Consider the following 19354-nt stretch of genomic DNA (forward strand, 5'->3'; position numbering starts at 1 on the left):
GCATTCATCCCGAATGCTTTCAGTATCGCTTTCTGGGTAGCACTTACTGCGTGATCTATCCTGTATGTATTGTCAGAGGACTTTATCATCTCTATCTTTTCAAGTTCCTTAAGTGCGGCAGGAACTGTCATGTAATTCTCTTTCTGTCCACTCTCCTTTACTTCATCCTTAAGGCATGTATATATCTTATTACGTATGATAAGAGCTATGAACTCTATGAAAAGCTTGGTCTCCAGAGATTCATTTCCATAAACCCTTTCTGCCCTTGCTCCCATATATGATTTATCTCCGCGGAACAGTTTTTCGGAAACATCCCTGCTCTTATACAGGTTTATTGCTTCTTCCGCTGTCATGGACTCTGATGTGATAAGTACAAAGTATCCACAGAGTGCAATCTCCCTGTCTATGACATTAGTGCGTTCGCGCCATGCAAGGAGTCGTTCATCTTCCTTGCCCTTATTGTAAATCTCAAGTTTAAAGTATTTCTCAATGTTTGGACTTGGGGGTATCTTCTTGCCCCTGTTCTTTTCCAAAAACTCGACTATCCTGTCTATCTTCCTCTCTACATTCTCGCGTTCTGCTGCATGTTTTCTGTCATTGTAGTATATGTGGAAATATCTGTCCTTTTCATCCGAAGGGAACAGCTGCATCTTAACTGTCATCCCATTGACTTTATAGGATCTTATACTGTTTGCCCTGCTCTGCTCAAAACTGCCTCTATGTTTTAAAACAAGCTCACTCACAAGGTCCTTCATGCCCTTGACCATAATCACAAAGCCGTAGCCGTGGTGATCCATGTAGTGAATGTTTGCCTCACTAAAATATCCCCTGTCGAGGATGAATCCTATATTTTTATAGCCATAGCCTTCCACCTTTTCCAGCATGTACTGAAGCTGTGACACGTCATTGATGCTACCCGGATAGTCCTCATAGAAAAGGGGCTCATTGTTGTTCCTGTCATATGCTATCGCATAGTTGAAAATCGGCTTATCCTGCTTATCCTTTTCATGTCCTATCTCAGCAAGATCTATATCACCTGCCTGGCAGTGCTTATTGGTTGAATCATAAGAAACATAAATCTTTGATCTGTGATCCCGGTTCTTATTCCATTCATTAAGGAAAGCAATCCTTGCATCAGTCATGTCCTGGCCAAGGAAGTCTGAAATCTTTGAATCACTATAGACATGCATCCCTTTTGTAAAGAGAGGATGCTTATAAGCATAGTCAGGATAATACTGACCGGCATTGTTCTCAGTTAGAATGCTATATGCAGCAAGATCAAGAAACAGTCCGGCATCCTTGCCAACAATACGATTAACCATCTCGTCGATATGATAGCTGGCAATGATCTTCCTGATTACAAAAAATGCTCCAACATTCAGGCAACTGCTGCGGCTGGTATCCCCTTCCAGTTCTTCAGGGATCTCTATATCCGGAAAGAACTTCATGCAGTTAGCATTAGGATACATCATGTCAAGGTGCTCATCATCACGTCTTCCGATGGATGTGGTCTTGGGGACGGAATACTTCTTGTCAGGGTCATACTTTCTCTCATACGCATAGTACACGTAGGTAGTTCCCTTGATGTTTTTTATTGTGATACCGTTTTCCCCAGTCGGTATCTTCACAAGGAAATTCATATACATGGCAGCCTCCATAGAGATGTAATTACTTCTCTATTATCTTACCATGTTTCCCACTCAAAATCAAGCAAAATCCGCATAAAATCTGGGTTTTTCCAATTTTTCCACCTTTCAATTTGGCTGCCGAGAGTTAATTATCGCGGAAGTTCACATTCAAGAAAAACATGCCTCTGACAGCGTCTATACTGGTATTCTTAACACTATGATGGAGAAAGAATTAGAAAACATTACAGATATCAGAATATCTGAATCGAAGCAAGATTTCTATTCTGCCATTAAAAACAAAAAGAGATTCTCTCCCATATCATATCCTCTTGATTATACTCATAGCTTTGAGTGTCAGATGGATTTGAACAAATACTTAGCAGAAAAGGCGGAACCTTTCGTTTACCTAGCCGACATATTGCTCAACCAAATTGTTCTTTTTGAAGCTGTTAAGGAAGGAAGAATAATGCCTACCCAACTACGAAATAACACAAAAATGGAACTGGACTTTCATCACAACAAGGGCAATTCCTTATTTGACGCTTTTTTTGATCTTTATCCTTTCGAAACATTTATAGTATTATAATTTTTCTGTGGCACCTTTTATATGAGGTGCCACAAATAATAATCGCTTCCTCACTTACCACCTATATCCAGCAAAGTACAATACAAAAAGAACTGTCTACTATAATCCTTCATGATAAATCAGCGCCTCTCGCATCACATACTTATAATATATTACTCTTCCCAACCAAATATATCGGTCTCCTTTTAACCTCCATATATATTCTTGCTATATACTCACCTATTACTCCTAGTACAGTTATTATTACCCCTCCTATAAACAAAAGAAGCAAAATTATAGTCGTCGTATCCTTCCATGGTCTCGCACCTGTTACACTATTAATATATAGCTTTATCGCATAAACAAAGGATATAAATACTACAACCATACCAAGCCAGATAACGCCACGTAACGGCGATGGGGCAAATGCAATGATCCCGCTTTTAGCGTAATTCCAAAGTCCCCTATATGACCACTTACTCTTTCCACCGGCACGCTCTACGCTCTCATATTCGATCCATTTATTCTTGAATCCAATCCAGGAATATATTCCTTTAATAAATCGTTCTCTTTCCTGCATTGAAACAATAGCATTGACAACCTCTCGTTTCATTAGACGATAATCCGTCATTCCTGAAACAAGCTCCATCCCTGTCGCCCAATTGATAACTCCACAAAAACATTTCGAAAAGAATTCTCTGGCCTTAGACTCCCCTTTTCCAGGAATTCTCCTAGCTGTAGCGCAATCATATCCTTCATTCTCTATCGCGTGAAGCATCTTAGCCAATAATATTGGTGGATGCTGAAGATCCGCATCCATTACAGCAACATAGTCTGCGGTAGAATTCTGTAGCCCTGCAAATATAGCCGCTTCCTTCCCAAAATTTCTTGTAAAGGAAATATATCTGGCACTATCTGTACCAACACCTTCAGCCAATTCCTCGATATGTCTAAGTGTATCATCGCCGCTCCCATCATCAATAAAAATGCATGAGAATTTATATCCTGCCAACTGATTATCAAACATCTTGGCAAGCTCATTATACAAATCCTTCACTAAACCACTTTCATTATAGCAAGGAATCACTATATCGATTTTTTTCACGGATCAATATTCCCCCAATACTCACGTTTAATACCGAACAGCATATCTTCTTTATGCCTCATCTTCATGATAGCTACGTTAACATTTTGAAATTTCTTAGACTATAAATTATGTGATTCTATTTCATTCCTTACATAGTATTGTTCTTCTTTAGCACGAATGTCGCGATATTTCCTTGATTCACCCTATCTAATGCTTTTCTTTTAGGATAAGAGCTTATAGCCTCTAATAATGCCTCTGCCAAACCTCTTCCGCTTCCCCAACTTGCAATATCATTGTCATGCTTATATTTGTCGCTCCAAAGACATGCTGAACAGTTTGTGTGAAAATGTTCAATACTAAAACCTGTTTGCTCTGCAAGTATCTCTATTGATTTTATCGTATGTAAATAAAGGTGTTCCGGTGCATCTAAAGTCCATAGTGATGAATTAAATTCCTCTCATAACCAGCTATTAATAACTGGTATCTCAATGATAAGTTTACCATTTTTGCTTAATAATGTATTTATCCTTCTTATTACTTCTTTAGGATTTTCTAAATGCTCTAAGGTATGAATCATCGTTACAATATCATATAAATTTGAGGGAATGGCAAATAAATCATCTTTATAAAACTTTATTCCTTTTAAAATTCCATCAGCTACCCCATACGGATCACACCCTGTCAAATTAGTATATCCCAGTTTATGTAATATATTTAAAAAGTGTCCATCTCCACAACCAACATCAAGAATAGCTGCATTTTTGTCTATACCTTTTACAAATGTGAAATCATGTGGATTATATATATGGGAAACCGAGGCTAGTACCCCCCTTTTGCACCAAACAATTCAAGATTCTGCCAAACTCTATCCTTCAATGTGTTTCCGCTAGAAGAATATTCATTATTATAATAATCATCATAAAGCATTCCATAATCACGTGGAAAAGCCTCTATCTGGAGGCATCCACACCCTTTACAAAAATAGTACTTGTGTTTCTTAATTACATTTTCTCTACCACGATATTTCAATTGCCAAGTATCCAATTCTACGCTTTTGGTTTGGTTTGATCCACATATTCTACATACCATATAACATATCTCCCATAATATTATAATCCGAGTCTTTTCAAAATTCTGTCAAATTAATACAATTCCTAGATCCGATCGTATAAAGCACCACTTCACCCTAAATATTCTGAATTCTTTCTCTTTATCATTACACCTTTTATAATATGGCACAACGAAACAACCGCCCAAGCTAACCCAAAGTAAATTATTGTATCAAGTAATACACTTATAATTGGTACATTTATAAACAAATGCAGTATTCTAGGCCTAAATATAGATATAATTAACCCATGAATCATAAAAATATATGTACACTTCTTTGCTATGTTCGAAACAACTTCATTTAACATCTTATTTATTTTCACATTCTCAAGAAAAACCTTGAATACCAGCATAACGGACATTGAGTACATCGTCAAAACACTTCCTACATAAGTTCCATAATGCCTTCCGTATCTCAAAATACCAATTAATGCATTTCTTTTTGTAAACCCTCCAAATTCTGAAATATAGGTACTATAGCAGCCGATAAACTCCCACACAAATAGCCATAACAAACATATAGCAATTACATATACCTTTGCCAATTTACCTTTTGCCATAATTCTTTTTCCAAGAATATTGTCTGTAAAATATCCAGTAACAAACAGATATGATGCCCCAACAGGAATGAAAACTTCTGAATTATCTAGATTTTTCATTAAATTGAATAGAATAGGAATAGTTTCAACGTACTCCAAATCTACAAACACCGGAACCACTAGTCCAAACACCGCTCCTAATATTAGGAAATAATAAAGCAATGACTTTTTCTTTATAATTTCCCTCAGCAAAGGAGCGCAAAGATAACAACCAAGTAAAATCCAAAAATAGTTTCTTCCAAAAGCATAATTTCCCCACTCATTTAATGCCTCTTTTAATGAGTACCCCCCCTTATTAATTCTTACCTCTACAACAGCAGCTAATAAGCAAACTGCAAATTGCAATATTAAAAGTTTTATGATTTTGAAAGTTCTGCCAACAAAACGTTTATCAACACTACATTCATCATTCAAAATCAGAGCCCCACTCAGCATTATGAAAATAGGAACACAACATGAAGTCAAATTCCCAATAATGACATATTGATACCACATACTTGTTAATGGTTCATAATTGTAGCAATATTTTCCATGAGCAGAAATAACTCCTAGCGTCAATAATATCCGTAAAACATCTATCCAAAACGTTCTTTTCATTATTTATTATTCTCTTCTCCGATTCATCCTGCGGTTATTCAGCCATTCTCTTACGATGAACCAATCCAAATAACCGCTCCCGTAATAGATCCATGCATACCCCAAGAATAAAAACTATAATTGCACCAGCTACAAAAGCAATTATACAAAACTCTACTTTCATTTTTGATATTAACAAAGTATATTTCCACATCAATATGCGAGCCGCATCAGAACAATGAAACAGATAGATTCCAAAAACAGTTCTGGATATCACATTTATCCACTCAGATTTTGAAATACTGAGATTTCTAAAAAACAGGAACAAACATATGGAAATAATTGGACATATAACCCCAACTAGTCCTTTTTCAATAAATGAATTCATGTCTTCGAAATATATGACACACAGCACACAAGATAATATAAAAATCATTATTCCATATATTGCTCCTCGTACAGTATTACTTAATTCCATAAAACAACCGCACAAAAGCTTCTTTTCACCTATTAATCCCCCAATAACATAAAACACTATTGCCCCTTGTATCATACAATAGTATGTTCCCAAAGCGCGGACTACAACATACCATAATATAAAGAACAAGAATGATACTATATAAGCCCATTTTTTAGATATCAAATTCACTATTTGATTTATTGATGGAGTCATCAAATATAAAAATATATAAACTGTTGCAAACCACCAATATTCGCTAGAGAAGGGCATAATTACTCTTTCCACTCCCCCAATATAAAAAACGCAGTAACAACAGCATAAAAATACATTGAATATATAATGTTCAAAATCTTTTCTATTCTTACACTTTTGTTCACCCAAAAATATCCAGACAAAAGAAAAAATGTATTATTTCCTAATGCCTCCAAGTTGAATTATTATTTTCTCTAAAATCGTTATACGTATATCATCAGGGTGTGCAACCATTGACAATATTAGCGTGCCATCGGGAGAACTCATAAAATGTGATAGTATAATTCCAAACATAAGAACTATTCGCAATAATTCAAAATTACTACTTCTAATATGATTATCCATTTATTCTAGTCCCCTTTAAGGTTAATATCTTTCCATGCAGAGCATACACTAATTAAAACCGTAAACTTTATTATATAATGCCCCACTCTTTTTTGCTGCCTCTATACCAAAATCAGAGTCCTCAAAAATTATAGTTCTTTCAGGTTTTACTCCTAAACTTTCCATAACTTTGATAAAACACTCCGGATCAGGCTTTGTACATTTAACATTTTCTTTAGTTATAATAAGGTCAAAAAAATCCTTTTTTCCAAAATACTCCAATATGTCGATAGTATTTTCTGTTGATGCAGTCGTTGCTATAGAAATATAAAACGTATCTTTTAAAGAGTTAATTATTTTGAACAAAACCTCATTTGGCTTAGCCATTTCAAGATTTTTCTTATATAACTCAATTTTTTTATCATGCACAATATGAAGTTGTTTATCACTTATATCTTCCCATATCACAGGAATAAACACTCTATAATCATTTCCATTACAGTGTTTACAATAGTAGTCGTAATCTAATTCTATTCCACTTCCAGCTTCCAATAATGCTTCTTTATATGCGTAGTAATTCACTTTTCTCGTGTCAAATAGTGTGCCATCTAAATCAAATATAAGAAGATTATTCTTTTTTTTACTTTCACTCATTTAAATAGTCCTATCATTATCCATTTCTTTTAACAGTAATATTTCCGGCTATCCTTCTGACCATCTCTATAATCGTTTTTTTCCATATACAGTATTCTTCAGTTTTTCCAAATGTAAAAACAAGCATAACCACTGTCATCACAGAGCATACAAGAGCCTTGAGAATCAATACTCCCCAGCTCAAATTCCAACGCCATAATGAAAACAGACCTACAGCCAAAACAATAACAGACAAAGATCTTAACATGTATTTTATAGCAACAATAATATATTGTTTTAAATATCCTTCAAAATAACTATCAAATAATGCCTTTGTCTCCCAAGGTATTTCAACTAAAGCAATGCATATTATTGATGAAATCAAAGCACCTTTTATTCCGATGCAAGGAACAAGGATCAAATCCAACAAAAAATCAAGAAGTATTGAAACATATGGTTTCAAGCGATCATTCCACCATAGTCCTTTTGCATTTTTGAAAATTTGAACAGTTCTTCTGACTTGCGATAAGTAAAAGTAAGTACAAAATAGCAAAATAACAACACCATCATATGAAGCTGTTCCAGTCCACAAAAACATAAAATCGTTATATAAACACATTAAACAGCTTGAAGCCCATGTTGCTAACAAAAAGCTCAGACATAATATACAACGAAACCTTGTGAAATTCGAAGAAACACTCTCAGAAGCAATAGCATTCCCCATACTTGGGAGTAGAGAACTATATACTGCTTCAAGGAGCATAATAACCAAAGTTAATACAAGAAAGTAATTACCATAAATGGCCAGAGGACCTAATCCTAAATGTGCTGATATAAAAAAATTATCAATTGTGTTGAACATCTTCTCATCGATTTGGTGTCCAATCATTGAAACTATTCTCTTTTTAATTTGGATCTTTTCATCTCTATCTAAATTACCCTGTATCCTTATATCCACAAATAACTTATTTCTATACAATATACGCATTACAGCAATAGCAACTGCATATAGAAAAAAACCCAGCATATATAAGAGATAACTTTTATTCACAACTATTACAACTAATTGATAAATATACATGATCATACAAGTAATAATTGTAATAAGATTAGTTAAATCGTTTCTCTGATATGCTTGTAATAATATTATTATCTCAGGAAAAATCAAAAATTGAGCAACTATAGGAATCAAATATAATAAGTAGTAGAAATATATATTAATTCCATACGGAATATCACATTTGATCAGATAAGTAAAAAAAGGCATAATTGAAACGCCTAGCATAGAAACAGCAATCCCTATTCTTATATATATTTTTTTTAATTGAAATAAAAGAGCTCCTATTTTCGCATAATCCCCATGGGATATAGGATCATATAAAAAATAAACCATTACAGAGCCAATTCCAAGCTCTGTAAGGTTCAATACTTGAATTACCGATGCATAAAAACTATTCAGTCCTAGGTATTCTTTTCCCAAAGTATACATAAATACTGTTCGTATTATAAAAGGGAAGACACTCCCCACTATAGTTACCCCTAAAGCGGAAATAATCCCTCTTGCAACGTATTCTTTTCTATTATGCTTTTGTTTTAATGGTGAATAATCTATCATTGTCAAAACTCACTAAAGCTCATATTTTGTGCATCCTGAAACTCTTCTGGAGTCCCAAAAGGAATATGTATATCAGTATTGAACACACCTATTTTTTTATTATTCTTAGCCATAATATTATATAATCCACTAACATAATACTCAGAATAATTACAATTATTCATATACTCCTGAAAAGCCTGAATAAATGTCTCTTTATCCCTAAAGTAATATGCCCCACAAATTGCATCATCACTTACAACTTCTTTCTCTATCGTTCCTATTACATTCTTACAATCATCATATAAAACATAGCTATAGCATGGTTTGTTAGATTTAAACGTTAAAAGTCCTGCATCTATTCTATCATTCGCATCATTTTGACAAAAACTGCGGAACAATTCCGATCTAAAAAGATGATCACAATCATTAAACAAAATCGGAATGTCATCTTTTATAGAACTTATTCCCTCTTTGCATGTCAAAACCGCGCCTTTTAACACATTCGGAACTGTGACTATTTGTGCATCTGGATAATAATCCAATATCCTCTTACCTATCTCATATTTCTCAATATGCTCCTGCAATACTACAAAAGTAATCCCTTCAAGCTTAATATTTTTTGCTACAGATTCTGTTGCCCAATAGAAAAAAGGGTGTCCATGTAAAACTATTAATGGCTTCGGCATATCAAAACATCCATTTTCAAATCTCGTACCTCCACCAGCCATTGGCATTACTAAATGTAATTTCATTTATCATCCTCTTTCAAATTATTTTTATATATTCCCAATACTATTATTCCTGATAATATCCTATAGCCCTAATGTTATCTTATCAAAGTCTTCTTCGCTATTAACAAAATATTTCTCTTTTGATTGACTCTTTCTATCTATAAAAGCGATATACTCTATATCATTGTCTACTAAAAATCTTCGGAATTCTGCAATACTGTCTTGGGTCATCCCAGCATAATAAAACACGAATCTCATACCATTCTGAGAAACAATTCGCATTTTCTTTATTGTCTTCTCACTAAGTGCATCAATCTTCTTATTAGCTAACATTGAATCCAGATCAATAAAAACTGTTGCTCTTTTTCTTTGCATTTCATACCATGCAATTTGGTCCCCCCAGTCTTCAAATACCTGCGTGTAGCCCAACTTAAATTTTCTATCTTTATATCCTATTAAGTGCTCCATCACATGTCCAACTGACACCCTGGGTATATTGTATGCCGGATCGCTTAATCGTAGATAGCTTTCAATGAAATCATCACCTTTTTTAAAACCATACAATCCTGCTGAAATAATATCCGAACAGAATCTTTTTTCCATGAAATCCAGCACAATATTCTGCTCATTAGCAACGATAAATCCTTTACTTTTTATCCTTTGGATACTGTCATTATATGTTAGCAAGTTTAGCCCAACTATAAAGTTTCCTTCCAAACGCTCAGTAAGTTCCATCGATCCTAGCGAATCTCTTATTGCTATCGACCCTTCAATATTCGCCGCTTTAATTGTTTTGTAGACGGTATCTGCTGGTCCCTTAGTAAGTTCTTCTAAACGTACTATTTCTATTTCCCTTGTTGCTCTCAATTCATTACTAAGAATTACATCAGCGTCATATTCATAACATTCTCTATCTAAAATAGTGTATATAACGCGATCATAAGTTTCTTGATAAATATTTTCTATAGCTTTTTTTGCGATTAGTCCTCCGTCTGGATGAGTATTTAAATATATGGGTTTATCATTAACAATCGTTCCACCGGCACATAACACAATTAGAGTTTTCATAGCTGGTCTTCTTTCTCTATCATTTTCATAACCATACCAATTTTCTCATTTAAGAAAAGTTCCGTTTTATCATCATTACAGTAAGGCAGTATTCTCACAAGTTTTAGTAGCAATGCAAAATAAATATCAATCATCTTATCCGGCTGCTTATTTTTAATAAAGTCCAATAACAAATCATTAAATATCATCATTCTGACCAAGGTATTATTGTTCACTTTATCATTGTTACGAAATGACCATAAACATCTCGCATCCTGAAGCATAGTAGCAACATCCAAAACCCAACTGTCAAAAAAGGAATCCAAAAAATCTATCAGGTACAAATTCCCATCATGAATGATTATGTTTTCTAGAGTCAAATCCCCATGGCAAGTTCCACAAGGTAACATTTTCCAATCATGTTTTTTCAATAATCCAAGTGCTTCACAAACTGTTTCATTTTTATTTTTTAGATCATTTGATAATTGGTCTATTTTCCTTCCAAATGACTCTACCGCCATTTCACTATTATTTCCACCTTGTTCAAATAAAAACTCTCCAAGAATTTCCACATACTTATGTATATCCCCTACTCTCATAGTTTTAAGTTTTTCAGCAAGCGTTATGCCTTGAAGAAATTCCATATCAAAGTAGAACAAGCCATTATCAAATCCACTATCGATGATGGCCGGTACTCCAACAAATGCAGATTTAAAATTCTTTTGTTTTTCCATTTGTAATTGTAACCGGTTATTATATTCTATACTTCCGGATATCTTTCGTACAAAAAGTAAATTTTCATCATCATACAATAAAACCTTGCATCCGGAGAATCCACTCATATTTGTAATTTGCACTTGTTACTCTCCTTGTATCTCAATATAACCAATAACTTTATGGTAAATTAAAGGAACTATCCTTTTATCTATTTTTGAAATAATCATTACTACAATTACTACGACCCCTAACAATCCTATTTTTCCACCATAACCATACATCAAATACTTAAAAATAAAGCTTGCAGGAAGATGCAACAAATAAATATACATACTGCTTTCTATTGTTTCTTTTACTATATTAAATCTCATAATTCCATTAAACATCCATTGAGAATAATAGCTTGAAACAATCGATATTGATAATAGGAATAATGCAATTATCCCCAAAGACACATGACTTGAGCAATATCTCAAACAAATAATATATGATACTGTTGTTATAAGAGTTAAAACCCGCATAGCTAGCACAAAATGAGTTTTTCCATATCTCTCTAAACGGCAATATCCTCTATAAACCAAAATGCCTAATGCCATCACACATAAGCCTCTTTGAGTCCCCCCCATGATTACATAATACGGTCTTGTATGGTTGGGCATATACCCCATTTTGCAGAAGTATATGACATAGCTAATAAAAAGTAAGAGGATTAAAATATCCCCCTTTTTCCCAAAAAGCTTATAAAGACACATATATAAAAATATCGATATAATCCACGCACTCACATACCAATCAGGCCCATTAAGCAAATTGATATTGATAAATAACTGTTGCCCCATCAAAGCTTCTAACACAATAGATGTTACTGATAAATCTCTATCTTGAAACAATTCAAAATTTATTAGAATAACCACTATTCCAATAACAATAGCAGATAAATACACAAAATAAATACCAGTGATTTTCTTTATAATATATTTAAAAATCCCTCGTTTTTTATTCTTTTCGTACTGCTTTGCAAATAAAAAACCTGAAATCACAAAAAACGAATCAACTATAACATAATTAATCTGATTTACATTTCCCCATGAGGATAGTCCCATGCCTAAATGGTTAGTCATAATAATAATAGCAGACACAAACTTCATGATATCTATGTAAGGATTTCGATCACTTCTCATGGCATTCATTTCTATTCTTCCCTCTATAGCATAGGTTGATCTAATAAATACGAATACGCTTCAGCATCTACGCTAATAACATTATTCTTCATATCAAGCCACATACCATAATTGATCATCGTATTGTCCATTCCGCATGACCCCATAATACTTCTCCTGTATAGCCACAGAAAATCGCTATTTTCATGGTTGAAATCGTACTTCAGCCACAAAGGTCTAAGGTATGCAATCGGTAAACATATTGCTCGTCTTCCACATATCTCCCACCATTGTTTGATGTTACACTCAACATTCTCACCTACCTTCTCAAAGAAAAACTTTGAAAAGTCCATAAGGGATGAACCCTTTTTAAATAGCATCCTGTAAGTTATTTTTTGAGCTGCAAAAAGATTTCCATTATATCCATCTTTATATTTTATTTCAGCAGCTTTTTCATTTGAAAACATGAGTTTTAAATCATTTGCCTCACCAAAATAGAAAGTTCCGCTTTCATTAAAAGGCAAAAAGGCATAGGCATTAAAAAAAATAACTCTCTCATTTTGAATACCCACGTCATTTATTGGATGATTTTTTAACAGTTCCACTAAATCATCAAATATTCCAGGCATCGTTATTCTAGTATCAGTTCTAGTTTTTAATACATATTTTTTATTTTGCCTTATTGCTTCACACATCCCATAATACGAAGAGACCCTCTGATAATTGATATTTCCATCACCCGCACTTGAAGGTAACTCATTCTGGATTACAATACAATTTGTCTCTTTCTTTAGAAGATGTATTGTCTTTTTATCTTCATTTATCCATGTTGACACAATGACTGATACATTTGGGAATACTTTTTTATAGTACTTGACTGTCTCTAGAGTAAAGTCATCTGCTGTTCTTAATGGTCCTTGCATAACAATGCAACATTGACTTGCATTTCCACCTGAATAATATAACCAATTATTTACATCCACCGCCTTTTTGGGGTGTAGATCATAAGTAACATAACAATCTGTATTATTCTCCATAGCTTGAGAATACGGTATCATCAAATTACATGCAAAATTTGCATCCCCAATAATTTTTTTTCCACAGAATCTTACAATTCTCAACGGAAAGCCACAAAATACTTTATAAATCGACGCAGTTTTCCTCATTATTTTTTTCTTTACTAATATTTTTTTATAATCACTACCCATTTCAATTAGTCCTATTTCTCTTCTTCGTCAATCGTGTTAATAAATTAGGAGACACTCTGAAGCATATACTCCATATTCTATTTAACATTTCTTTATACAACGGATAAACATTGTCATTTATATAATATTTTTCTTGAACATTGAAGCTTTTCATAAGCTCTATTGCATCTCTTGTCCAAGCCCCTTTAGTCCAAGCATGCACATATGGATATCTATCATATTTTGAAACTAACACCTCACCTTCGAGAGAATCACTATATTCGCTCCCATCAATTTCAAATTGCCATGGATTAAAATGTCTTTTGGAGAGCTCATATAAATACTCTTTCCTAAAAATCGTTGGCTGCCCACAAATTCTATATGGCATTCCTTTTTCAACTATATTAAATAATTCATCATATGTTCTTGAATTAAGCGAAAACGAATTTAATCTGATAGCCGCAACAGATTTATGCTCATCCATGTATCTAACACATTGGAATATATTCTCTTCTAATATTTCTTTAGAAATAAAAAAATCTTCTTGAGACAGGATGATATATTCTTCTTTAATCTGCTCCAATGCAAGTTCTAATCGTTCTCCCCATATCGCATCTGGTTTGGTGTATATCACTTCATCATAATAATGCTTCTTAGGTGCTGTTGTTTGAGTGACTAACACACACTTAATTTGCCTTTTTGTCCAAAACTTTTCAAAGAAAAAAGAAGTTAAATAGCTTAATTTAATTGTTTGATCCCTTCCCATAACTAATATAACTACTTTCTGACTCATTCTTCGTCTTCCTTTTTCTATCGTCTCTAAATAAAACAACCCAATCGACACAAATAGCTTATGTTAAAATCTGATATTTCACTGTTTATGCTTAAGTTTGACATTAACACACTTAATCAATCTAAAGTAAACTTCCGCTAACGCAACACTGATAAAAAGAGCTACAAAAAATACACCATATCGATTACTAATAATTTTGCTCGAATACCTAATGGCTATTGTATGTATCAAAAAAATATAGCCACTCCTATCTCCTATATAAACCAGTGGATTAAACAACTTCTTTTTTTCTCTTATATTCTTCTCACAGTAAAACAATAATAATATTAAAATTATTGAAGTAGGTATGTATATAACATCATACTCCAAAAAGGATTTATACCCATCAATAACCAATTGGTTATTGATGTATGTAAGAACCACCAAAACAATAAGCATAATTACTTTGTTTTTTGTATTCCTGACCATCTCACAGCTTTCATGATCTATAAACAAAACAAATCCGATAATCACACCAATAAAAAAATCAAAAAAACGATAAAATGGTGACCAATAGGTTAGCCAAAAATGAAAATCATTAGGTATTATTCCCTTTCCGGTAATTATAAGTGATGCATACGCAATAAGAATCATTAAAATAATAGTGACTATAAGTAATACATAATGAATTATAATGTTCTTTTTTGAAACCCATCTATAAGTGAATGGAAAAAGCAAGTAACAAAAAAATATCGAAGAAAGAAACCACGACACTCCATTAAGCACACCTTTCCCATATACATAATAGGGTACCCAGCTATGTAGTAAAAATATATTCATTACTACCGCTTTATATTTCACCTTTTCTTCAAAGGAAAATATCCAAATAAACATGGTAATTAAATGCAACGGATAGATTTTTCTAATATGCCATAATGCGTATTTTAATGAACTAGTATTAGTCTGAAAATTGTATGTATAAACCGCAACAATCCCAGATAAAATAAAAAAAACAGACACACCCCATCTACCAAGTTCAATCAATCCAACATGCGAAGCAACTATCGCCAATATAGCAATAGCTCTAACCATTTGAAGACTATATATTCTATTATTTACACTCTGTCCATTCATATATTGTCAAGAAATTCTATCCTTACCAATCACTTTTTTCCCATCGTAACTCGTAAAATCAGGGCTTTTATTCATCATTTTTTTCCAATACTCAATTATGATATTAAACAGCACATACCAACAAAAATACGGATGTAAAAGGAACACTGGATTATTTCTTGAAATAGCCATATAAATGCCATGGCTTAAACAGGCGGGAATAAATACTGTATATGGAATAAACAAAAACTTCTTATACTTACTATACCCTGTATATTTTTGTCTTCCTGTAAATCCATTTTCTCCTTTATCAGCAAAGTGAATATTGTTTTTTATTCGCCACTTCAGTTTTGGGTAATAAGCTTTCAATGAATCAGCGCTGTAATGTACAAGAGGATCATTTTTCGTAATAATTGCCTCCGTATATCCCATTGAGAGCATTATATAAAACATATGAACCATATCTTGAGAACTAGTTCCTATATTACAATTCGCCTTAAACCATTCCAAATCAACTATTGTAGCAAGACAACATAGTTCAAAAATTGGAATTCTTTTGGTTTCCTTAAAAGAAACCAAAAGATGTTTTGCATCTTCATCTACAATCCTACATATTCTTCTTAACCCCTTTTCAAAAAAAACAACACCTTTAGAAAAGTTATAAACAAACAAGGAAAATGGGTCACCAAATTCAGATATATACTCATTTAAAAGGGGGTAATCATCTGGACGTTTGTAACCCGAACAAAAAGCCACTTTACATTCAGAATACTTTTCTAACAATTCTATACGATTTTTTACACTATTGGGATTAGTCAAAACCTCATCATGATCCAGAACCATTAAATACTTACCCTTAGCGTTTTGTATACCAAGCATTTTTGCATTAACTGGTTCTGTCATTGGATTGTTAATGATCTTGCATCCATACTTCATGGCAATACTAATTGTATCATCAGAAGAGCCCCCATCAACTGCCAATATTTCCATTCTATTTCTAGGATAAGTTTGAGCTACCAGCGCATCTAATGTTTTTGGTAATAATTTACTAGAATTAAAGGTCGCAATTAACACAGTAATCTGCGGCATACTGTCTTTATTCATAAATATATCTCTTTGAATCCTTTATCTTTTTCATTATCCAATTAACACAAAACATCGTCACACAAGAATAAAGCAACAAAATTGTGTATAAAATAACAAGTCCGAAAAACGTACCATGCAACATGATTCTATCTGTAATTCCCCACTTTCTACATGCACCAAATATAAATATATGATTCAAATACACTGGATACATCAAATCTGAAAACCACTTTATGACCTTAATTATTTTTCTATTGCTTGTTCTTTGTGGATATCTAAACCCACTGTAACATAACAATATAATAAATATAACAATAAAACCATCCATTTTGGTATTGCCTTGCGTCAGGGATAAATAGATAATTAACGTGCCCAAACATATTTCTATAAACCTATAGATAATATAATAGATTGGTTTATAAACATGTTCATTTTTGCTTACAAGTTCAAAAACCATTACTCCGCACAGCATTTCAGCAAATGATCTTAAATAATAGATATTCAACATTATACCAACAGTATCCCCGCTATTAAATGATTGCAGATTATGTATCATATAAGCAAAAATCACAGAAATAATAAAGGGGGAAAGTGCAATTAGCGCCTCTCTATGCTTTGAATAACCGTAATGTACCACCCCTCCAATAATCAATAAACATGATAAATACCATATAGGATAGTTAAACATATATTCATTCGTCAGCGAGAAGTCAGACAGAAAGTATGCCCCCGGAATAATCTCAGGCAGATGTAGTAAACAACGCTTAACACTACTAACTGTGAAATGTGTGTCATTAAATAAAAAAAGAACAATATACGATAATAAAACATGTGGCCACAATTTAATAATCCTTTTCCTTGTATATTGCAAGGTCGTCTCATTAGTAATAGTTATTGAATACGCAAGAAAAAAGCCTGAAATTATAAAAAAATAATCCACACCTATATAACTACTTGTTGTACTAACATTTATTAATCCCGAATGTCCTAACGATACAAATATTGTAAAAAACACACGCCACAAATAATGACTATTATTTCTTATTTCTTTCATAACAATTTCTCATTCTCGTATAAAATATATTTTCTTCAGTTACCATTTTGTTAGCTCGCATATATATATTTAATATCCCGGCACCAGTTAATGGATATATTCTGCTATATAGCATATCCTTATCATCATAATATACAAATTGTTATTTTTTATAAAACTCGATAATTTTGTTTATTACTTTTTCCTGGTCCATTTTATCTAACATATAATACAGTGGAAGGCGTACTAGCCGTTCGCTCTCTTTTGTAGTAAACTCATCCGCACCAACAAATTTTCCATACTTTACCCCCGCAGGGGCAGAATGAAGAGGAATATAATGGAAAACCGTCATAATTTCATTTTTCTTCATAAATTCAATAAAGGATGATCGTTCATCTAAATCCTTACACTTTATATAAAACATATGCGCATTATGTTCGCAAAAATTCGGAATTTCTGGTATATCGATAATTCTCTTGTCTCTAAGAATAGCCAATGCGGCATAGTACTTATTCCAACTATCTAATCTGTTTTCATTAATCTCATCAGCTTTCTCAAGCTGTGCCCATAGATATGCTGCATTTAATTCAGACGGCAGATAACTATCACCAAAATCAACCCAAGTATATTTATCCACCTGTCCTCTATAGAATTTTGATCTATTTGTGCCCTTTTCTCTAAGAATCTCCGCTCTTTCATTGTACTTGGAATCATTAATAACAATTGCTCCTCCCTCACCCATCGAATAATTCTTGGTCTCGTGAAAACTATAGCAACCGAATGTTCCTATTGTACCTAGATATCTGCCTTTATAAGTGCTCATCACACCCTGAGCCGCATCCTCGACAACTATCAGATTATGCCTTTTTGCTATATCCATTATTGTATCCATCTCACATGCAATACCGGCATAATGCATAGCAATAATAACTCTAGTCCTATCCGTAATAGCTACTTCTATCTTTGTTTCATCAATGTTCATCGTATCTGGACGGATGTCTACAAAAACGAGGTTAGCACCTGCAAGCACAGCTGCTGTAGCTGTACTCGAAAATGTATATGACGGCAATATTACTTCATCCCCAGGCTGTAAATCACACATAAGTAACGTCATATCTAAAGCTGATGTACCACTTGTTGTAAGAAGTACTTTTTGAGCGTTAAATCTCTCCTCCATCCAAGCATTACATTTTTTTGTAAATTGTCCATCCCCGCATATTTTATGGTTATCAATTGCCTCTTTAATATATGTACACTCTGTCCCAACTACCGGCGGGATATTAAAACTTATCATTATAATACTTTACCTTTAATTGTTATATTATTCTTCTTTTTTGATTTAGCTATTTTGAGATAAAAAATGAGGCCTCTGGCATATGTGTGGAAGCCTACGCACCTTAACAACATAACAATATATACTTGAAAAGCCATCTGGCTTTCCTTAAAGTGTAGCTGACTAAGAAACACAAAAGGAAAGGATCCAGATGACTTCAGCTACTACTTTATTCAAGGAACTCTTAAATGTCAATGATACGATTATTGATGATATCAAAGTCTCAAAGAACCACTATGATGAAAAGGTTCTTATAGCCAGGATTCATCCTCGCAAAGGGCAGCAATGGAAATGCCCTATATGTGGTAAGCGATGCAAGGTTTATGACCAGCCATACGAAGAAA

General features: G+C 33.4%; 20 protein-coding genes. 2 read left to right on the forward strand and 18 right to left on the reverse strand.

Translation table 11 applies throughout. The features are described from left to right. Positions 1-1646: IS1634 family transposase (locus BLR42_RS19280; protein ID WP_091872669.1), on the reverse strand; the 1646-nt coding region annotated here is incomplete at its 3' end. 199 nt (positions 1647-1845) lie between these two features. Between BLR42_RS19280 and BLR42_RS19285 the strand changes: the two genes are divergently transcribed. Further along, positions 1846-2214 (forward strand): hypothetical protein, encoded by a 369-nt coding sequence (locus tag BLR42_RS19285; protein ID WP_091872672.1) that lies wholly within the window; start codon positions 1846-1848, stop codon positions 2212-2214. Between the two features lie 142 nt (positions 2215-2356). Here BLR42_RS19285 and BLR42_RS19290 read toward each other — a convergent pair whose 3' ends face one another. From BLR42_RS19290 to rffA, 17 genes are all read right to left on the reverse strand, one after another. Further along, positions 2357-3298: a glycosyltransferase family 2 protein gene (locus BLR42_RS19290; protein ID WP_091872675.1), complete on the reverse strand. Its 942-nt coding sequence runs from the start codon at positions 3296-3298 to the stop codon at positions 2357-2359. Positions 3299-3737: 439 nt separating this feature from the next. Then, positions 3738-4127 (reverse strand): class I SAM-dependent methyltransferase, encoded by a 390-nt coding sequence (locus BLR42_RS19295; RefSeq protein WP_091872677.1) that lies wholly within the window; start codon positions 4125-4127, stop codon positions 3738-3740. After that, positions 4100-4369, reverse strand: coding sequence for a hypothetical protein (locus tag BLR42_RS19300; RefSeq protein WP_091872680.1), 270 nt, complete (start codon positions 4367-4369; stop codon positions 4100-4102). The genes BLR42_RS19295 and BLR42_RS19300 overlap by 28 nt, the downstream gene beginning before the upstream one ends. Positions 4370-4461: 92 nt before the next feature. After that, positions 4462-5586, reverse strand: a complete 1125-nt coding sequence (locus BLR42_RS19305) for an acyltransferase (protein ID WP_091872683.1) — start codon at positions 5584-5586, stop codon at positions 4462-4464. A gap of 34 nt (positions 5587-5620) precedes the next feature. Then, positions 5621-6406 carry an acyltransferase family protein gene (locus tag BLR42_RS19310; RefSeq protein ID WP_330387401.1) on the reverse strand — a complete coding sequence of 262 codons (786 nt, stop codon included), beginning with the start codon at positions 6404-6406 and terminating at the stop codon, positions 5621-5623. Between the two features lie 264 nt (positions 6407-6670). Continuing rightward, on the reverse strand, positions 6671-7255 hold the full coding sequence (locus BLR42_RS19320) for an HAD family hydrolase (RefSeq protein WP_091872692.1): 585 nt from the start codon (positions 7253-7255) through the stop codon (positions 6671-6673). A 16-nt stretch (positions 7256-7271) separates the two neighbouring features. After that, positions 7272-8849, reverse strand: coding sequence for a lipopolysaccharide biosynthesis protein (locus tag BLR42_RS19325; protein WP_091872695.1), 1578 nt, complete (start codon positions 8847-8849; stop codon positions 7272-7274). Positions 8850-8851: 2 nt separating this feature from the next. After that, complete coding sequence (locus tag BLR42_RS19330; protein WP_091872699.1) at positions 8852-9583, reverse strand: glycosyltransferase family 2 protein; 732 nt, start codon at positions 9581-9583, stop codon at positions 8852-8854. A 60-nt stretch (positions 9584-9643) separates the two neighbouring features. Beyond that, on the reverse strand, positions 9644-10630 hold the full coding sequence (locus BLR42_RS19335; RefSeq protein ID WP_091872702.1) for a glycosyltransferase family protein: 987 nt from the start codon (positions 10628-10630) through the stop codon (positions 9644-9646). Then, positions 10627-11466 carry a phosphotransferase gene (locus BLR42_RS19340; protein WP_091872704.1) on the reverse strand — a complete coding sequence of 280 codons (840 nt, stop codon included), beginning with the start codon at positions 11464-11466 and terminating at the stop codon, positions 10627-10629. The genes BLR42_RS19335 and BLR42_RS19340 overlap by 4 nt, the downstream gene beginning before the upstream one ends. A 3-nt stretch (positions 11467-11469) precedes the next feature. Beyond that, positions 11470-12516: an acyltransferase family protein gene (locus tag BLR42_RS19345; protein ID WP_091872707.1), complete on the reverse strand. Its 1047-nt coding sequence runs from the start codon at positions 12514-12516 to the stop codon at positions 11470-11472. 14 nt (positions 12517-12530) lie between these two features. After that, positions 12531-13694, reverse strand: coding sequence for a WavE lipopolysaccharide synthesis family protein (locus tag BLR42_RS19350; RefSeq protein ID WP_091872709.1), 1164 nt, complete (start codon positions 13692-13694; stop codon positions 12531-12533). Between the two features lies 1 nt (position 13695). After that, positions 13696-14466, reverse strand: coding sequence for a hypothetical protein (locus BLR42_RS19355; RefSeq protein ID WP_091872712.1), 771 nt, complete (start codon positions 14464-14466; stop codon positions 13696-13698). A gap of 78 nt (positions 14467-14544) precedes the next feature. Further along, positions 14545-15579 carry an acyltransferase family protein gene (locus BLR42_RS19360; protein ID WP_091872715.1) on the reverse strand — a complete coding sequence of 345 codons (1035 nt, stop codon included), beginning with the start codon at positions 15577-15579 and terminating at the stop codon, positions 14545-14547. 6 nt (positions 15580-15585) lie between these two features. Next, positions 15586-16662 (reverse strand): glycosyltransferase family 2 protein, encoded by a 1077-nt coding sequence (locus tag BLR42_RS19365; protein ID WP_091872718.1) that lies wholly within the window; start codon positions 16660-16662, stop codon positions 15586-15588. Next, positions 16655-17698, reverse strand: a complete 1044-nt coding sequence (locus tag BLR42_RS19370; protein ID WP_091872721.1) for an acyltransferase family protein — start codon at positions 17696-17698, stop codon at positions 16655-16657. Before BLR42_RS19370 ends, BLR42_RS19365 begins: the two co-directional genes overlap by 8 nt. A gap of 142 nt (positions 17699-17840) precedes the next feature. Then, positions 17841-18971, reverse strand: coding sequence for a dTDP-4-amino-4,6-dideoxygalactose transaminase (gene rffA / locus BLR42_RS19375; protein ID WP_091872724.1), 1131 nt, complete (start codon positions 18969-18971; stop codon positions 17841-17843). Positions 18972-19161: 190 nt separating this feature from the next. Here rffA and BLR42_RS19380 point away from each other — a divergent pair. Continuing rightward, positions 19162-19354: hypothetical protein (locus BLR42_RS19380; RefSeq protein WP_207648547.1), on the forward strand; the 193-nt coding region annotated here is incomplete at its 3' end.

It is taken from the genome of Butyrivibrio sp. INlla16 (assembly GCF_900104155.1).
In the GTDB taxonomy this organism is placed as follows: Bacteria; Bacillota; Clostridia; order Lachnospirales; family Lachnospiraceae; genus Butyrivibrio.